18 protein-coding genes are annotated in these 15,719 nt (G+C 73.5%); 1 reads left to right on the top strand and 17 read right to left on the bottom strand.

What is annotated here, in order from left to right:
• Nucleotides 1-37 precede the first annotated feature (37 nt).
• The 8 genes from ACGFZA_RS01525 to tsaB form a co-directional block, all read right to left on the bottom strand.
• A complete protein-coding gene (locus tag ACGFZA_RS01525) occupies nucleotides 38-703 on the bottom strand; it encodes a hypothetical protein (protein ID WP_385284202.1) in 666 nt (221 codons plus the stop codon).
• A 52-nt stretch (nucleotides 704-755) separates the two neighbouring features.
• Nucleotides 756-1,226, bottom strand: a complete 471-nt coding sequence (locus tag ACGFZA_RS01520) for a VOC family protein (RefSeq protein ID WP_385284198.1) — start codon at nucleotides 1,224-1,226, stop codon at nucleotides 756-758.
• A 72-nt stretch (nucleotides 1,227-1,298) separates the two neighbouring features.
• Nucleotides 1,299-2,549, bottom strand: coding sequence for an RNA polymerase sigma factor (locus tag ACGFZA_RS01515; RefSeq protein WP_393676403.1), 1,251 nt, complete (start codon nucleotides 2,547-2,549; stop codon nucleotides 1,299-1,301).
• Nucleotides 2,550-2,600: 51 nt separating this feature from the next.
• Nucleotides 2,601-2,963 carry a YciI family protein gene (locus ACGFZA_RS01510; protein WP_385284192.1) on the bottom strand — a complete coding sequence of 121 codons (363 nt, stop codon included), beginning with the start codon at nucleotides 2,961-2,963 and terminating at the stop codon, nucleotides 2,601-2,603.
• A 163-nt stretch (nucleotides 2,964-3,126) separates the two neighbouring features.
• Nucleotides 3,127-3,405: a hypothetical protein gene (locus tag ACGFZA_RS01505; protein WP_385284189.1), complete on the bottom strand. Its 279-nt coding sequence runs from the start codon at nucleotides 3,403-3,405 to the stop codon at nucleotides 3,127-3,129.
• Nucleotides 3,402-4,505 carry a tRNA (adenosine(37)-N6)-threonylcarbamoyltransferase complex transferase subunit TsaD gene (gene tsaD, locus ACGFZA_RS01500; protein WP_393676400.1) on the bottom strand — a complete coding sequence of 368 codons (1,104 nt, stop codon included), beginning with the start codon at nucleotides 4,503-4,505 and terminating at the stop codon, nucleotides 3,402-3,404. Before tsaD ends, ACGFZA_RS01505 begins: the two co-directional genes overlap by 4 nt.
• The gene (gene rimI / locus ACGFZA_RS01495) at nucleotides 4,505-5,044 is read right to left on the bottom strand and encodes a ribosomal protein S18-alanine N-acetyltransferase (RefSeq protein ID WP_385284184.1); all 540 of its coding nucleotides are present in this window, start codon (nucleotides 5,042-5,044) and stop codon (nucleotides 4,505-4,507) included. Before rimI ends, tsaD begins: the two co-directional genes overlap by 1 nt.
• Entirely contained in the window at nucleotides 5,041-5,688 is a 648-nt protein-coding gene (gene tsaB / locus ACGFZA_RS01490; protein ID WP_393677595.1) for a tRNA (adenosine(37)-N6)-threonylcarbamoyltransferase complex dimerization subunit type 1 TsaB, read from the bottom strand. Before tsaB ends, rimI begins: the two co-directional genes overlap by 4 nt.
• A 195-nt stretch (nucleotides 5,689-5,883) precedes the next feature.
• Here tsaB and ACGFZA_RS01485 point away from each other — a divergent pair, with 195 nt between their 5' ends.
• Nucleotides 5,884-6,420: a hypothetical protein gene (locus tag ACGFZA_RS01485; RefSeq protein ID WP_385284308.1), complete on the top strand. Its 537-nt coding sequence runs from the start codon at nucleotides 5,884-5,886 to the stop codon at nucleotides 6,418-6,420.
• A gap of 70 nt (nucleotides 6,421-6,490) precedes the next feature.
• On the opposite strand, the gene ACGFZA_RS01480 is transcribed toward ACGFZA_RS01485, so the two are convergent.
• From ACGFZA_RS01480 to ACGFZA_RS01440, 9 genes are all read right to left on the bottom strand, one after another.
• Complete coding sequence (locus ACGFZA_RS01480; RefSeq protein ID WP_385284181.1) at nucleotides 6,491-6,655, bottom strand: hypothetical protein; 165 nt, start codon at nucleotides 6,653-6,655, stop codon at nucleotides 6,491-6,493.
• A 138-nt stretch (nucleotides 6,656-6,793) separates the two neighbouring features.
• Nucleotides 6,794-7,354 carry a tRNA (adenosine(37)-N6)-threonylcarbamoyltransferase complex ATPase subunit type 1 TsaE gene (tsaE, locus tag ACGFZA_RS01475; RefSeq protein WP_393676397.1) on the bottom strand — a complete coding sequence of 187 codons (561 nt, stop codon included), beginning with the start codon at nucleotides 7,352-7,354 and terminating at the stop codon, nucleotides 6,794-6,796.
• A complete protein-coding gene (locus tag ACGFZA_RS01470; RefSeq protein WP_385284175.1) occupies nucleotides 7,323-8,573 on the bottom strand; it encodes an alpha/beta fold hydrolase in 1,251 nt (416 codons plus the stop codon). The genes tsaE and ACGFZA_RS01470 overlap by 32 nt, the downstream gene beginning before the upstream one ends.
• 130 nt (nucleotides 8,574-8,703) lie before the next feature.
• Complete coding sequence (alr, locus tag ACGFZA_RS01465) at nucleotides 8,704-9,873, bottom strand: alanine racemase (RefSeq protein ID WP_393676394.1); 1,170 nt, start codon at nucleotides 9,871-9,873, stop codon at nucleotides 8,704-8,706.
• A 72-nt stretch (nucleotides 9,874-9,945) separates the two neighbouring features.
• A complete protein-coding gene (locus tag ACGFZA_RS01460) occupies nucleotides 9,946-10,338 on the bottom strand; it encodes a DUF488 domain-containing protein (RefSeq protein WP_385284170.1) in 393 nt (130 codons plus the stop codon).
• A gap of 26 nt (nucleotides 10,339-10,364) precedes the next feature.
• On the bottom strand, nucleotides 10,365-11,831 hold the full coding sequence (locus ACGFZA_RS01455) for an NAD(P)H-hydrate dehydratase (protein ID WP_393676392.1): 1,467 nt from the start codon (nucleotides 11,829-11,831) through the stop codon (nucleotides 10,365-10,367).
• Nucleotides 11,832-11,871: 40 nt separating this feature from the next.
• Nucleotides 11,872-12,240, bottom strand: coding sequence for a holo-ACP synthase (locus ACGFZA_RS01450; protein WP_393676390.1), 369 nt, complete (start codon nucleotides 12,238-12,240; stop codon nucleotides 11,872-11,874).
• 28 nt (nucleotides 12,241-12,268) lie between these two features.
• The gene (gene glmS, locus ACGFZA_RS01445; protein WP_385284164.1) at nucleotides 12,269-14,116 is read right to left on the bottom strand and encodes a glutamine--fructose-6-phosphate transaminase (isomerizing); all 1,848 of its coding nucleotides are present in this window, start codon (nucleotides 14,114-14,116) and stop codon (nucleotides 12,269-12,271) included.
• Nucleotides 14,117-14,234: 118 nt separating this feature from the next.
• A complete protein-coding gene (locus ACGFZA_RS01440; protein ID WP_393676387.1) occupies nucleotides 14,235-15,716 on the bottom strand; it encodes an MFS transporter in 1,482 nt (493 codons plus the stop codon).
• Between the last annotated feature and the right edge of the window lie 3 nt (nucleotides 15,717-15,719).

Here is a 15,719-nt window from a genome sequence, read left to right as displayed (position 1 = left end):
GTCGCCCGTGTACGCGCCAAGGATAGGGCCGCCGGGGTCAGCGGCGCGTACCTCCGCCGGAGGAGATCAGCGGCTCGGGCGCGGCCGTTCCGGCCAGTGTGCCGAGGATCCAACTCCGGTGCCGGAACGCCTTGGTGACGCCGATGAGGCCGACGAGCCAGCCGATGAATCCGAGGCCCATGATCAGGGCCATCAGGCCGTAGGTGTCGTTGCCCCGGACGGCGCCCGCGGGCACGGCGAAGCAGGCGTACAGACCGAGGGCGCAGAGGGCGAAGGAGCCCAGCAGCCAGGCCAGGCTGAGGCCGGGCAGCCGGAGCGCGCTGTCGCCCGCCGGATCACGGTCCAACGCGCCCCACTGCGTGAGCAGTCGGCGGATGCTCCGGTCCCGGCGCAGGCCGATGACGACGAGGATGACCGCCGGCACGAGGGCGCCGGCGCCCAGGACGAGCATGACCCCGCCGATGAGGGCGCTGATGACGTCGTACGACTCCTCGAAGGTGATGAAAGCGGTGCCGATCAGCGCCCAGCCGGACGCCCCGAGCGCTCCCCACGCCCACAGCAGGCCGAGACGGCCCGGCCCGATGTGCATCCTCACCAACGCCCCGAGGATGAAGGCCCGGTCGGCGAGCATCGCCCCCCGGTCGGGCCAGGTGCGTATCTCCACGGGCGGCGGGGGCGGCGGCAGCGCCGGTCGAGCGGACATGGGCCAGACCCTACCGAGCGACGGACGGCGCCCGCACCCGGGTGACGCCGTCTCACGCGTTGCGCAGGGCCTCGATGTCCAGGCGCTTCATGCCGAACATCGCCTTCATGGCGCGGGCGGCCTTGTCCGGGTCCGGGTCGGTCAGGGCGTCACCGAGACCGGGCGGGATGATCTGCCACGAGACGCCGAACCTGTCCTTGAGCCACCCGCACTGGCTCTCCTGACCGCCGTTCGCGGTGAGCGCGTCCCACAGCCGGTCGGCCTCCTCCTGCGACTCGCACTCGACGGAGAGGGAGACGGCCTCGCTGAAGGGGAACTCGGGGCCGCCGTCGAAGGCGATGTACTCGGTGCCGTCCAGCTGGAAGCGGACCGTCATCACCGCTCCGTCCTCGCCCGGTGACGCCGCCGTCCAGCGGGTCACGTCCAGGACGCGCGAGTCCCCGCCGATCACGGAGATGTAGTGGTCCGCCGCCTCCTCGGCCTGGTTCTTGTCGAACCACAGGAACGTGGTGACCTTCTGCATGGTCTTCTCCTCACTCGGTGGTGCCGGTGGTGCGAAACGCCGTGCAGGGTAGACCGCCGGCGGGCCCGGAACTCATCGGCCGGCCCGGCCCAGGAGCAGGGCCCGTTCCCGCTCGTTGCGGGTGAGCTCCGCCGCCCGTACGAACGCCGCGCGCGCCTCGTCCGTACGCCCCATCCGCTCCAGCAGATCCCCGCGGACGCTCGGCAGCAAGTGGTAGCCCTTGAGCGCGGGGTCGGCGGCCAGCGCGTCGACCAGCACGAGTCCGGCGGCCGGGCCCTCGGCCATGGAGACGGCGACGGCGCGGTTGAGCTCGACGACCGGTGACGGGGTCAGGGCGGCGAGCCGGCCGTACAGCGCGACGATGGCGGCCCAGTCGGTGTCCTCGTAGCGCGCCGCACGGGCGTGGCAGGCGGCGATGGCGGACTGGAGGGCGTACGGCCCCAGGGCCTGGCCCGTCTCCGCCGCCGTCTCGCTCGCCCGGAGCAGGGCCGCGAACCCGCGGCGGATCAGCAGACGGTCCCAGCGGGCCCGGTTCTGGTCGGCGAGCAGCACCGGGGCACCGTCCGGCCCGGTTCTGGCGGCGGTGCGCGAGGCCTGGAGCTCCAGCAGGGCGGCCAGCCCGTGCGCCTCGGGCTCCCGGGGCATCAGCCCTGCCAGGAGCCGGGCCAGGCGCAGGGCGTCCTCGCAGAGCCCGGGGCGCAGCCAGTCGTCGCCGACGGTCGCGGCGTAGCCCTCGTTGAAGACGAGGTAGATGACTTCGAGCACCGATCCGAGCCGGGCGGCGCGCTCGGGTCCGTACGGCACCTCGAAGGGGACCCCGGCCCGGCCGAGCGCGCGTTTGGCCCGGACGATCCGCTGGGCGACGGCCGGCTCGGTGGTGAGGAAGGCGCGGGCGATCTCCTCGGTGGTGAGGCCGCCGAGGAGCCGCAGGGTGAGGGCGATCCGGGCGTCGGTGGAGAGCACCGGATGGCAGGCGGTGAAGATCAGCCGCAGCAGGTCGTCGTCGATGCGGTCCGGGTCCACCGCGCCCGGGTCGGGTTCGCCGGAGACCCCGTCCAGGTCGCGGCCCATCTCGGCCAGCTTGCGGGCGTACGTCTCGCGGCGGCGTACGAGATCGATGGCGCGGTGCTTGGCCGTGGCCATGAGCCAGGCTCCCGGGTTGTCCGGGACACCCGACTCCGGCCACTGCTCCAGCGCGGCGACCAGGGCATCCTGCGCGAGCTCCTCGGCGATGCCCACGTCCCGGACGATCCGGGCGACACCGGCGATGATCCGCGCGGACTCGATCCTGAACACCGCTTCAACCGCGCTCGCTGCCGTCACGGCCACCCATCAGAGCAGCCGCCCGGTACCCGGGCAAGCGCGGCCGGCCGGTCAGACCGTCGCTTCGTCGATGGCCCGGACCTCGGAGGTGACGCTCCAGCTCTCCGGGTGGCACCGCAGGAACCGCTTGGTCCATTCCAGTGCCTCGTCCTTGTCCTTGCACTGGAGGATGGCGTACCCGCCGACGACCTCCTTGGTCTCGGTGAAGGGCCCGTCGGTGTGGCTGATCCTTCCGCCGGACCAGTGGACGCGGGTGCCCTCGGCGGTCGGGGTGAGGCCGGCCGTCTCCAGCATGACGCCCGCCTTGGTGATCTCCTCGAACAGGGCGCCCATGCGCTTCTCGAAGTCCGGGTCGGGCTCGAACCCGGCTGCCGCCTGCTCGTCGATGCGGATGAGTGACATGAAGCGCGGCATGGTGACTCCTCGGTCGGGAGGGCGGGGGCTTTCCCCGCCTCTCACCTCTGCGTCGAACGGGAGACAGCCGGATCGACACTCCCTCCGGAATTCTTCTGAGAATGTTCCGGATCGGCCACCGGGACGGCTTCGGGTCCGTATTCCGACGCACCCGACGCCGTCGTCACCGGTCCGCGGGCCCGAGGGACTCGAAGCGCCAGCGGTGCACCGGACGGGTGACGATCGCCGCGTCCGGCTCGGGCAGCTCCGGCAGCTCGTCGCCGTAGGCGCCCTCCCACCAGGTCAGGACCAGGACGCGGTCCTGCGGGGCGCGCAGCAGTTCGCTGCGCAGCGGGGGCCGCGCCAGCTCGCCGGTGCGGGCGCGCGCCCACTCCAGCAGTTCCGCGCCCCGGCCCTCGGTGGCCCGCGCCTCCCACATCAGCGCGACGGTCGTCCCGCTCATGAGTAGAGGTTGTCCTTGCTGATCTCGTGCACGTGGTCGTGCGTGTGGGTGTGGTCCGCGCCGGGCACGTGGGTCTCGGTGACCGGGAGCGAGGAGTCGGCCGACAGCTCCAGGTCGGAGGCGGGCCGGTTGCGGGCCACCATCTCCGCACCCAGTGCGGCGACCATGGCCCCGTTGTCGGTGCACAGTCCGGGCCGCGGCACGCGCAGCCGGATGCCGGCCCGCTCGCAGCGTTCCTGGGCGAGGGCCCGCAGCCGGGAGTTGGCCGCGACGCCGCCGCCGATCATCAGGTGGTCGACGCCCTCGTCCTTGCAGGCACGGACGGCCTTGCGCGTGAGCACGTCCACCACGGCCTCCTGGAAGGACGCCGCCACGTCCCGTACCGGCACCTCCTCGCCCGCGGCGCGCTTCGCCTCGATCCAGCGGGCCACGGAGGTCTTCAGGCCGGAGAAGGAGAAGTCGTAGGCGGGGTCGCGCGAGCCCGTCAGGCCGCGCGGGAACGCGATGGCCTTCGGGTCGCCCTCCCTCGCGAGCCGGTCGATGACCGGGCCGCCGGGGAAGCCGAGCTGCAGCACCCGGGCGATCTTGTCGAAGGCCTCGCCCGCGGCGTCGTCGATCGTCGCGCCGAGCGGGCGCACGTCGTTGGTGATGTCGGGTGCGAGCAGCAGCGAGGAGTGCCCGCCGCTGACCAGCAGCGCCATCGTGGGCTCGGGCAGCGGGCCGTGCTCCAGCTGGTCGACGCAGATGTGCGAGGCGAGGTGGTTCACACCGTAGAGCGGCTTGTTCAGCGCGTACGCGTACGCCTTCGCCGCCGAGACGCCGACGAGCAGGGCGCCGGCGAGTCCGGGTCCCGCGGTGACGGAGATGCCGTCGAGGTCGCGGCCGGTGACGCCGGCCTCCTTCAGGGCGCGCTCGATCGTGGGGACCATCGCCTCCAGATGCGCGCGCGAGGCGATCTCCGGGACGACGCCGCCGAAGCGGGCGTGCGTGTCGACGCTGGACGCGACGGCGTCGGCGAGCAGCGTCGTCCCGCGGACGATGCCCACGCCGGTCTCGTCGCAGGAGGTCTCGATGCCGAGTACGAGCGGTTCGTCAGCCATCAGTCAGTCTCTGTTCCCTGTACGTGCCCTGATACGTCTTCGTGTGCGTCCTCGCGTACGTCTTCGTGCACGTGGAGGCGCATGACGAGTGCGTCGATGTTGCCCGGCTGGTAGTAGCCGCGGCGGAAGCCGATCGGTTCGAAGCCGAAGCGCTCGTACAGCTTCTGCGCCCGGGTGTTGTCGACGCGTACCTCCAGCAGCACCTCGGCGCACTCGAAGGCCGTGGCGTGCTTCAGCAGGTCGGTCAGCAGCTCGGAGCCGAGTCCGCCGCCCCACTGGCTCCGGGAGACGGCGATCGTCTGTACGTCGGCGAGGTCGCCGGCCGCGGCGAGGCCCGCGTATCCGACGATCCGGCCGGTGACCGGGTCCTCGGCGACCACATAGCGGCGGGTGGCCTGCGGTCCGCGGGCGTGCGCCAGCTCGGACCAGAACATCCCGGCCGACCATGCGTCGTCCGGGAACAGCTCGTGCTCCAGGTCGAGCACCGGGTCGATGTCCCACCAGCGCATCTCGCGCAGCACTGCGGTCGTGGCGGTCACTTCGGCGTGACCACCTTGTAGTTCTTCGGGACCTGCGCGTCGGGCCTGCGCAGGTAGAGCGGCTGCGGCGGCAGCAGTACGTCACCCGCGGCAAGGCGCTCGGCGGCGAGGGCGGCCATCGCGCCGGCCGCGAGGTGCTCGGGGCCGCGCGCGTCCGGGAACGCGTCCGGGTAGAGCACCGCGCCGCCACCGACGACGGGGAGACCGGCGAGCTGCCCGGCGATGTCGGCGGGCCGGTCGACGGCGGGTTCACCGGTCCGGGTGCGGGGGTCCTCGTACCGCGCCCAGTACACCTCCTTGCGGCGGGCGTCCGTGGCGACGGCGAACGGTCCCGCCACCCCGGCCTGCCCCGCGGCGTACGCCAGGGCGTCCAGGGTGCACAGCCCGTGCACGGGCACGGAGAGCGCCGAGCCGAACGTCGCGGCCGTCACCAGGCCGACGCGCAGTCCGGTGTACGGGCCGGGGCCGACGCCCACGACCACGTCCGTCACGGTGTCGAGCGTCACGCCGGCCTCGGCGAGGACCCGGTCGACGGCGGGCAGCAGCAGCTCCCCGTGCCTTCGGGCGTCGACCTGACCGGACTCGGCGACGACGTGGGTCCCGTCGTACAGGGCGACGGTGACGGCGGGGGTGGCGGTATCCATAGCGAGCAAGAGCACGCAAACAGCCTACGGCTCCGCCGCGGGCGGTATCGCGCCCCGTACGGCGTCCCGGTGCGGGGGTGCTCCGGTGCTACCGTCACCGGGTATAAGCGGAGTACGTGTAAACGCTTGTACGACATACGACGGACCGCAACGGTGAAAGAGGCGCGAACGGTGGCTAGGGGCAGCTCGGGAATCGTGGCCGCGCTCACCGCGGCGGCCGTGGCCGCGGTCGGCTTCCTGGCCTACCAGGCGTCGGCGAACGTCCCCGACGACCTCGCCGTCACACCGAAGGCGTCCAGCAGCGCACCGGCCAAGGGCGGCCACGCCAAGCCGAAGCCGAAGAAGGACCCGCTCGCGGTTCCCGCCTCGTCCGGCACGGGCATGCGCGTGGTGTACGCGTTGGGTGACCGCCGGGTGTGGCTGGTGAACGCGAAGAACAAGTCGACGCGGACCTTCAAGGTGATGCCCAGCGCGGTGAGTCCGCTGCCGGGCACCTATCCGGTGAGCTCGCGCTCCGGCAGCGTCACGGGCTCCGACGGGGTGCCGATCGAGCACGTGGTCCGGTTCGCGACGACCGATGACGTGGCCATCGGCTTCAGCGCCGCGCAGGACGGCTCGATGGAGAGCCCGGATCCGAATCTGAAGGCGGGCGGCGTCCGGATGTCCCGTGCGGACGGCAACGCGGTGTGGACGTTCGCCACGGTGGGCGTGAAGGTCAACGTCATCCCTTAGGACCCTGCGTCCGGCACGTGCCGCGCCGGCGGACGGGGGACCCCGGCCCTCGGGGGCGTGTCCGTGGGGTTCAGGCCCGCTTCGGGCGGGCTCCCGCGCCCTCGCGCGGGGCGGGGGCCGCGCCGCGCGGACCGGTCGGCGGGGTGGAGACGGCGTCCGCCGCCGCCCCCGCGGCCAGCAGGTCTCTCATCGAAACCGCCCGCGGCGGCTGCACGTCACGCTCGGATGTCGGCATGGACGCCTCCTCGGGCTCCGGTGGAAGGCACGGTTAGGCAGACCTAACCTGCTCTCGTCCTCCATGTCACCACGCCCGCACCGCCCCGCGCAACAATTTGCCGACACGATGTCGGAAACGGCCCCGTGCGGCCTCGCCTCAGGCGCCCGCCACGTCCCACGGGTCCCAGGAGTCATTGCGCAGCCCCGCCCACCGCACGCCGACGCCCACGAGCGTCACCACGCGACGTTCGTCGTCCGTGCCACCGACCGCGCGGTCGATCAGCACCTGGAGCCGGTCGTCGGAGAGTTCCTCGACCTTGCCGTCGCCCCACTCGACGACGACCACCGAGTCCGGCAGCGACACATCGAGGTCCAGGTCCTCCATCTCGTCGAGCCCGCCGCCCAGGCGGTACGCGTCGACGTGGACCAGCGCGGGGCCGTCACCGAGCGGGGGGTGGACGCGGGCGATCACGAAGGTGGGGGACGTGACGGCGCCGCGCACGCCCAGGCCCTCGCCGAGACCGCGGGTCAGGGTCGTCTTGCCCGCCCCGAGTTCGCCGGTGAGCATCACCAGGTCGCCGGGGCGCAGGACACCGGAGATCCTGCGGCCCAGGGCCTGCATCTGTTCGGGTGATTCGACGGCCAGCGTGACGGTGACGGTGCCGTGCGCGACGGATCCGGCGGTCTCAGCCGCCGGGCTGCTGTGCGGTGCTTCCATGCCCGCCAACGTTAGAGGATTCCGGCACCGCCCCGGCCCGCACCAGCAGGTCCGCCAGCCGGTCCGTCACCGTCTCCGGGTGCTCCAGCATCACCAGGTGCCCGGCGTCCGGAACGATGACCAGTTCCGCGTCGGGCAGCTGGTCCGCGATCGCCTCGCTGTGCGAGCTGGGCGTCACCAGGTCCTTGTCGCCCGCCAGGACCAGCACCGGGACGTCCCGGAACAGCGGCAGCGCCCTGCTCTTGTCGTGCTCGGCGAAGGCCGGGTAGAACTCCGCGACGACATCGATCGGCGTGGACTCGATGAGCCGTTCGGCGAACCGCTCGACCGCCGGGTCCACGTCCCGTGAACCGAACGAGTACCGCTTGATCAGCCCGGCGAACAGGTCCGCGGTCGCCCGCCTCCCCCGCTCCACCAGCTCCGCCTGCGAGCCGAGCGCCTTCAGCACGCCGGGCAGCACCCGCCGTACCGCGTTCACGCCCGCCACCGGCAGCCCGAAGCTGACCTCGCCGAGCTTCCCGCTCGACGTGCCCACGAAGGCGACGGCGGCGACCCGGTCGCGCATCAGGGCCGGGTACTGGTCGGCCAGCGCCATGATCGTCATGCCGCCCATCGAGTGCCCGACCAGTACCACGGGCCCTTCGGGGGCGGCCGCGTCGATGACGGCCTTGAGGTCGCGGCCGAGCTGGTCGATGCCGACGTGCACGCCCTGTGCCTGCGCCCGGCCGCGCTCGGAGCGGCCGTGACTGCGCTGGTCCCAGTGGACGGTGCGCACGATGCCGCGCAGGGCCGCCCGCTGGAAGTGCCAGGAGTCCTGGCTGAGGCAGTAGCCGTGGCTGAAGACGACCGTGACCGGGGCGGGCGCCTTGCGCCCGAAGAGACGGCGCCTGCGCGGACCGGCGGCGGTGCCGGGGGGCGTTCCGCCCGTTCCCGTACCGCTGCCCGGGTCGACCTCGTCGATCTCGTAGTACAGCTCGGTGCCGTCGTCGGCCGTCGCCCGGCCCGGCAGCCCGCGCAGCGAGCCGTACGGCCCGGTGGCGTCCAGGGCCAGCCTGGCGCGCTTGCGCATCCCGCGGCCGACCGTCAGCCGCTCGACCGCGACCCCGGCCGCCGCGCCTGCGGCGATCACGCCTATGGCGGCCCCGGCGATCCCCGCCCGGCGCCAGCCGACCGCCGAAGCGGCCGTCGTCACCGCGTCCCCCGCGCTGATCTCGCTCACCGTGCCGCACTCCTCGTCGGTCGTGCCGTGTCCGTCGGGTCAGGGTCGAAGGGGCGGCCCGGTCTTCTGCGCTCTCGTCCGGCCGTCCCCGGCATGCTCAGATCGTGCCTGGTCAGGGGCGCTTGTTCGGTCAGGACCCGGCCGAGGGGCCCGGTGGCGTTTCGTCGTCGCGGTAGACGCGCGGCACTCTGGCGCTGATCCGGGTGACGATCTCGTACGCGATCGTGCCGGCCGCCTGCGCCCAGTCCTCGACGCTCGGCTCGCCCCGGTCCCCCGGGCCGAACAGCACGGCGTCGCTGCCCACCGCGGGCTCGTCCCCGTGGAGGTCGACGACGAACTGGTCCATGGCCACCCGGCCCGCGACCGTCCGCCGGACACCGCCGGCCAGGACCGGGCCGCGGCCCGACGCGTGGCGCGGGATGCCGTCCGCGTACCCCAGCGGCACCAGGCCGAGCGTGGTCTCCGCGGAGGTCGTGTAGTGGTGCCCGTAGCTGATGCCGTGACCGGCCGGCACCCGCTTGACCAGGGCGAGGGACGCGGCCAGCGTCATCACGGGACGGAGTCCGAAGTCCGCCGCGGTGCCGAGCTCGGGGCTGGGCGAGATGCCGTACATCGCGATCCCGGTCCGCACGAGGTCGAAGTGCGACTCGGGGACCGTCAGCGTCGCCGGGGAGTTCGCGATGTGCCGCACCTCGGGCTCGGCACCGGCCTTCTCCGCGTACGCCACCATGTCGCGGAACGTGTCCAGCTGCGCGGCGATGGAGGGGTGACCGGGCTCGTCCGCGCAGGCGAAGTGGGACCAGAGGCCGATGATGCGGACGGTGCCCGCCTGCTCGGCGGCGCGGGCGGCGGCGACCAGTTCGGCCCAGTCGGCGGGCTGGCAGCCGTTGCGGCCGAGGCCGGTGTCGGCCTTGAGGTGGACACGGGCGGGCCGGCCCGCCTCCGCTGCCGCCGCGGTGACCTCGTCCAGCGCCCACATGCCGCTCACCGACACGTCGATGCCGGCCTCGATCGCCTCGCGCCACGGGCCGCCCGGCGTCCACAGCCAGCACAGCAGCCGGCCGCCGACACCGGCCGCGCGCAGGGCGAGCGCCTCGTGCGGGGTGGCGGTGCCCAGCCAGGTGGCGCCCGCTTCGAGCGCGGCGCGGGCGCAGCGCTCCGCCCCGTGCCCGTATGCGTCGGATTTGACCACCGCCATGAGCTGCGCCCCGGACGCCCGGGCCCGCAGTACGCGCACGTTGGCGCGGAGTGCGGCGAGGTCGATCTCGGCACGGGCTCTCAAGGACGCTGTCTCGTTCATCGCGCCCAGTCTCTCACTGGCGTACGACGGGGCCCCAGGGCGACAGCCGGGGCAGGGCGGTGGACGCGCACGTCAGCGGTGGCGCAACTCGTGTTCCACATGGTCGACGAGAACCGGTACGTGGCTGTGCGGGACGTCCTTCACCGCCGTGACCAGCGTCACCGGGCCGCCGGCGCGGACCAGCGCCGTCAGCTCGTCCACGGACGCCGCCTGCACGGGGCCGGCGAGCTCGGCGCGGTAGCGGTCCACGAAGGCGTCGTACCGGGTACCGGAACGGTCCTCGTGGTACCAGGAGCGCAGTTCGTCCGACGGGGTGAGGTCCTTGAGCCACTTGTCGATCGCGGCCCGCTCCTTGGAGACACCGCGCGGCCACAGCCGGTCGACGAGGACGCGAGTGCCGTCGCCGTCCTCCCGGGGGTCGTACACCCTGCGTACGCGCAGGTCGCTGTCGGCGGTCACCGGCACTCCCCTCTCGCCGCTCCCAGCATCACTCAGGCCCGTACGTCCCGCCATGCCGCCGCGATCGCGTCCGCGACGTCCTGCGCGGCGACCGGGGAGCCGTCGGACGCGTGCCGGGCGGCGAGGCCGTGGAGGTGCGCGCCGACGGACGCGGCGTCGCGCGGGGCGAGTCCCGCGGCCAGCAGCGAGCCGGTCAGCCCGGAGAGGACGTCGCCGCTGCCCGCCGTGGCCAGCCAGGAGGTGCCGGTCGGGTTGACCCGCACGGGTGTGTGCGGGGTGTCGGTGGCGATCAGGGTCGTCGACCCCTTGAGCAGGACCGTGGCGCGGAACCGGGAGGCGAGCGCGCGTACGGCGGCGAGCCGCCCCGCCTCGACCTCCTCGCGCGGTACGCCGAGCAGCGCAGCGGCCTCCCCGGCGTGCGGGGTGAGGACGGTGGGCGCGGTGCGCGCCCGTACGACGTCGGCGTCCAGCAGCCGCAGCCCGTCCGCGTCGACGAGCACCGGCACGTCCGTGGCCAGCACGTCGGAGACGGCCTCGACGGCGTCCGTGCCGTCGCCGAGCCCCGGCCCGACCACCCACGCCTGGACGCGTCCGGCCTTCGACGGCGGACCGGCGTGGACCAGGGTCTCCGGATGCCGCGCGATCACGGCGTCACCGCCCGGCCCGACGTAGCGCACGGCCCCCGCCCCTCCGCGCAGCGCCCCGGAGACGGCCAGCACCGCGGCCCCCGGATAGCGCGCCGATCCGGCGACGATGCCGACGACGCCGCGCCGGTACTTGTCGCTCTCCGCGGCGGGCACGGGCAGCAGCGCGGCGACGTCCGCGTACTGGAGCGCCTCCAGATCGGGCACGTCGGGGAGTTCGGCGCCGAGCCCGATGTCGACGAGGTGCAGGGCCCCGGCCCGTTCGGCGGCCGGGTCGACGAGCAGCCCGGGTTTGTAGGCACCGAAGGTGACCGTCGCGTCGGCACGCACGGCGGCCCCCCGCACCTCGCCGGTGTCCGCCTCGACACCGCTCGGCAGGTCGACGGAGAGGACGGGCACCCCGTGGGCCGCGTAGTGCTCCACCACGGCGGCGGCCTCCGGCCGCAGTCCCCCGCGCCCGCCGATCCCGGTGATGCCGTCCACGACGAGGTCGATGTGTCCGCCCCAGTCGCGGTGCGGGGCGACGTCGCCGCCGTCCATCACCCGCCCGCCGGCCGCCAGCAGGGCCGCGACCCCGCCCTCGTGGGCCCGGCCGGGTGACACCCGCACGGCCACGACTCCGGCGCCCCGCCGGGCCAGCCGGGCTCCCGCGTACAGCGCGTCGCCGCCGTTGTCGCCGCTGCCGACGAGGAGGACGACCCTGGATCCGTAGACGCGGCCGCTCCGCCGCAGCAGATCGGCGCAGGCGGCCGCGAGTCCGGCGGCGGCGCGCTGCATCAGCGCGCCTTCGGGAAGCCGTGCCATCAGGGCCTGTTCGGCGGCCCGTACGGTCGAAACGCTGTAGGCGGTACGCATGGCTCCAACGTACGCAGGAATCCGCGCCCACGCCCCGGGCTCACCCTTCCGCGATCACCACCGCCGAGGCCACCCCCGCGTCGTGGCTCAGCGACACGTGCCACTGCCGCACGCCCAGCTCCTCCGCACGCGCGGCGACGGTGCCCCGGACCCGCAGCCGGGGCTGCCCGCTCTCCTCCACGTACACCTCGGCGTCCGTCCACAACAGCCCGCTGGGCGCGCCCAGCGCCTTGGCGAGGGCCTCCTTGGCGGCGAACCGGGCGGCCAGCGAGGCGATGCCGCGCCGCTCGCCGCTGGGCAGCAGCAACTCCTGCTCCAGGAAGAGGCGTTGGGCCATCTGCGGCGTACGCTCCAGCGCCGCGTCGAACCGCTCGATCTCCGCCACATCGATCCCGACCCCGATGATCACGTACGCACCCTCACTGTTGGCCTGCGGCTCACTCCACGGTGACGGACTTCGCCAGGTTGCGCGGCTGGTCCACCTCGTTGCCGCGGGCCGTCGCCAGCTCGCAGGCGAAGACCTGCAACGGCACGGTGGCGACCAGCGGCTGAAGCAGCGTAGGCGTTGCGGGGATGCGGATGAGGTGGTCGGCGTACGGGACGACCTCCTCGTCGCCCTCCTCCGCGATGACGACGGTGAGGGCGCCGCGGGCCCGGATCTCCTGGATGTTCGACACGATCTTGCCGTGCAGCACGGAGCGTCCGGCCGGTGAGGGGACGACCACGACCACGGGCAGTCCGTCCTCGATGAGCGCGATCGGCCCGTGCTTGAGCTCCCCGGCGGCGAACCCCTCGGCGTGCATGTACGCGAGCTCCTTGAGCTTCAGCGCGCCTTCCAGGGCGACCGGATAGCCGACGTGCCGGCCGAGGAAGAGCACGGTGTCGTGCGACGCGAGCGACCGCGCCAGCTCGCGCACCGGTTCCATGGTCTCCAGGACCCGGTCGACGGATCCGGAGATCTCGGAGAGCTGCCGGATGACGGTGCGGATCTCGTCGCCCCACTTGGTCCCGCGGACCTGGCCGAGGTAGAGCGCGACGAGGTAGCAGGCGACGAGCTGGGTCAGGAAGGCCTTGGTGGAGGCGACGGCGACCTCGGGACCGGCGTGCGTGTAGAGCACGGCGTCGGACTCGCGGGGGATGGTCGACCCGTTGGTGTTGCAGATGGCGAGGACCTTCGCACCCTGCTCGCGGGCGTGCCGGAGCGCCATCAGGGTGTCCATCGTCTCGCCGGACTGCGAGATGGCGATGACCAGGGTGTGCGGGTCCAGGATCGGGTCGCGGTAGCGGAACTCGCTGGCGAGCTCGGTCTCGCAGGGGATCCGGGTCCAGTGCTCGATGGCGTACTTGGCGATCATCCCGGCGTGGAACGCGGTCCCGCAGGCGACGATCACCACCTTGTCGACCTCCCGGAGCTCGCCCCGCGTGATCCGCACCTCGTCGAGGTGGAGCGTGCCCTCCGGGTCGATCCGGCCGAGGAGGGTGTCGGTGACGGCCTTGGGCTGCTCGGCGATCTCCTTGAGCATGAAGGAGGCGTAGCCGCCCTTCTCGGCTGCGGAGGCGTCCCAGTCCACGTGGTACGCGCGCACCTCGGCGGGCTCCCCGTCGAACCCGGTGACCTGGACGCCCTCCCGCCGCAGTTCGACCACCTGGTCCTGGCCGAGCTCGATCGCGGAACGGGTGTGGGCGATGAACGCGGCGACGTCGGAGGCGAGGAAGGCCTCGCCGTCCCCCACCCCGACGACGAGCGGCGAGTTCCGCCGGGCCCCGACCACCACGTCGGGCGCGTCCGCGAACACGGCGACGAGCGTGAACGCCCCTTCGAGGCGCCGGCAGACCTGCCGCATCGCCTCCGCCGGGTCCGCGCTCTGGGAGTACGCCTCGGCGAGCAGATGGGCGACGACCTCGGTGTCGGTCTCGGAGAGGAGGTCGTGGCCGCGCCCGCCGAGCTCGGCGCGCAGGGCGGCGAAGTTCTCGATGATCCCGTTGTGGACGACGGCGACGCGGCCGGCGTTGTCGAGGTGCGGGTGGGCGTTGGTGTCGGTGGGGCCGCCGTGGGTGGCCCACCGGGTGTGGCCGATCCCGGCGCTGCCGGCCGGCAGCGGCCGCTCGACCAGCACCTTCTCCAGGTTGAGGAGCTTCCCGGCCTTCTTGGCGGCGGCCAGTCCCCCGTCGGCGAGGATCGCGACCCCGGCGGAGTCGTACCCCCGGTACTCCAGCCGTTTGAGACCGGCGACGACGACGTCCTGCGCCGACTGCCCACCGACGTAACCCACGATTCCGCACATAGTGGTCCTTTCCTGGTCACCGGCCCCTGTTCTTCGCATAGTCGCAGAAGCGACCGCTATTTCAAGCCCACCAACCAGGCCGGTCGGGCACGTCGAGCCCACCGGGCCCGCCCCCTGTTCACCGCGCGGGCACCCGTTCCGCCGCCGGAACCGGGACCTCCGCACCCTTCCGGGTCCCCTTCACCAGCAGAAGCACCGCCGCCCCCGCGACGACCCCCACCACGCCGGCCACCACGGCCGCCGTGTTCAGCCCGGAGGCGAACGCCGCCCGCAGCGCGTGCTCCGGCACCCCCGCCGCCCGCAGCCCCGATGCCCCGCCCCCCGCGAGCCCGTGCGACTGCTCCTCGCTCAGCGTCTCGCCGATCCGCGAGGTCAGCACCGTCCCGAGCACGGCCACTCCGAAGGCGTACCCGAGCTGCCGGAAGGTGTTCACCGCGCCACCCGCCATGCCTGCCCGCTCCGGCTCCACCGCCGCCAGCGCGGCGCCCGCGAGGGCAGGCGAGACCAGACCCGTACCGATGCCCGCGACCACGAGCCCCGGCAGCAGCGCGGGCCACGAGGAACCCGCGCCGAGGACCGCCTGGCCGAGCGTTCCGACGCCGATCAGCGCGAGCCCGATGCCGATCGTCAGCCTCGGCTGCGCCCCGTGCAGCAGCCGGCCGCCGGCGGCCGCCACCACGAAGGCCGTCGCGGCCAGCGGCAGGAGAGCGAGGCCGCCCTGGACGGGGCTGAGCCCGAGCACGGTCTGCAGCCAGATCGAGGTGTACGGCAGGACGGCGAAGGCCGCCAGGTTGTAGGCGAGCGCCCCGGCCATCACACCGGTGAACGCGGACTTCCGGAACAACGACAGCTCCAGCAGAGGGTGTTCGGCGCGCAGCTCGACGAGCACGAAGCAGAGCAGCGCGAGCGCGGCGACCCCGAACGTGGCGAGCGTGCGCCCCGATGCCCAGCCCAGGCTCCCCGCCCGTACGACGGCGTACGTCGCCGCCGCCGCGAACACCGCGAAGCTCACGGTCCCCGCCCAGTCGATCCGGCGGCCCTGCGCCCCGCGCGACTCGGGCACGGTCCGGGCCGTCAGCCAGACCGCGGCGACACTGACCGGAAGGTTCACGAAGAAGATCCAGCGCCATCCGGGCCCCTCGGTCAGCAGCCCGCCGACCACCGGTCCGACCGCGGCGGCTCCCCCGCTCACCGCACCCCACAGCCCGAGCGCGACGGACCGGCCCTTGCCCCGGTAGACGGAGGCGAGCAACGGCAGCGTGGTCGCGAACATCGCGGCGGCGCCCACTCCCTGGACCCCGCGCGCGGCGACCAGCAGCGCCGGCGAGGAAGCGAGCCCGCAGGCCAGCGAGGCGAGGGCGAAGACCACGACGCCCACGACATGGACCCGGCGCCGCCCGAGCAGATCGGCGGCGGCCCCGATGCCGAGCAGCAATGCGGCGAGCGCGAGTGCGTAGCCGTCGATGACCCATTGCAGGTCCGACAGCGACGCGCCCAGCACCCGCGCCATGTCGGGCAGCGCCACGATGACGATCGTGACGTCCAGCAGCAGCATGAACGTCCCCAGACAGACCGCGGTGAGCGGTCCCCACTTGCGCATGTG

The sequence above is a fragment of the Streptomyces sp. NPDC048211 genome (genome assembly GCF_043202315.1).
GTDB lineage: Bacteria > Actinomycetota > Actinomycetes > Streptomycetales > Streptomycetaceae > Streptomyces.
Note: the sequence above shows the minus strand (reverse complement) of the source record. Positions and strands in the feature narration are given on the sequence as shown.

Bases quoted from the DNA above. Each gene is read 5' to 3' on its own strand.
- ACGFZA_RS01525 (WP_385284202.1), bottom strand. From the start codon at position 703: ATGTCCGCTCGACCGGCGCTGCCGCCGCCCCCGCCGCCCGTGGAGATA.
- ACGFZA_RS01520 (WP_385284198.1), bottom strand. From the start codon at position 1,226: ATGCAGAAGGTCACCACGTTCCTGTGGTTCGACAAGAACCAGGCCGAG.
- ACGFZA_RS01510 (WP_385284192.1), bottom strand. From the start codon at position 2,963: ATGCCGCGCTTCATGTCACTCATCCGCATCGACGAGCAGGCGGCAGCC.
- ACGFZA_RS01505 (WP_385284189.1), bottom strand. From the start codon at position 3,405: ATGAGCGGGACGACCGTCGCGCTGATGTGGGAGGCGCGGGCCACCGAG.
- tsaD (WP_393676400.1), bottom strand. From the start codon at position 4,505: ATGGCTGACGAACCGCTCGTACTCGGCATCGAGACCTCCTGCGACGAG.
- tsaB (WP_393677595.1), bottom strand. From the start codon at position 5,688: ATGGATACCGCCACCCCCGCCGTCACCGTCGCCCTGTACGACGGGACC.
- ACGFZA_RS01480 (WP_385284181.1), bottom strand. From the start codon at position 6,655: ATGCCGACATCCGAGCGTGACGTGCAGCCGCCGCGGGCGGTTTCGATG.
- tsaE (WP_393676397.1), bottom strand. From the start codon at position 7,354: ATGGAAGCACCGCACAGCAGCCCGGCGGCTGAGACCGCCGGATCCGTC.
- alr (WP_393676394.1), bottom strand. From the start codon at position 9,873: ATGAACGAGACAGCGTCCTTGAGAGCCCGTGCCGAGATCGACCTCGCC.
- ACGFZA_RS01455 (WP_393676392.1), bottom strand. From the start codon at position 11,831: ATGCGTACCGCCTACAGCGTTTCGACCGTACGGGCCGCCGAACAGGCC.
- glmS (WP_385284164.1), bottom strand. From the start codon at position 14,116: ATGTGCGGAATCGTGGGTTACGTCGGTGGGCAGTCGGCGCAGGACGTC.
- ACGFZA_RS01440 (WP_393676387.1), bottom strand. From the start codon at position 15,716: ATGCGCAAGTGGGGACCGCTCACCGCGGTCTGTCTGGGGACGTTCATG.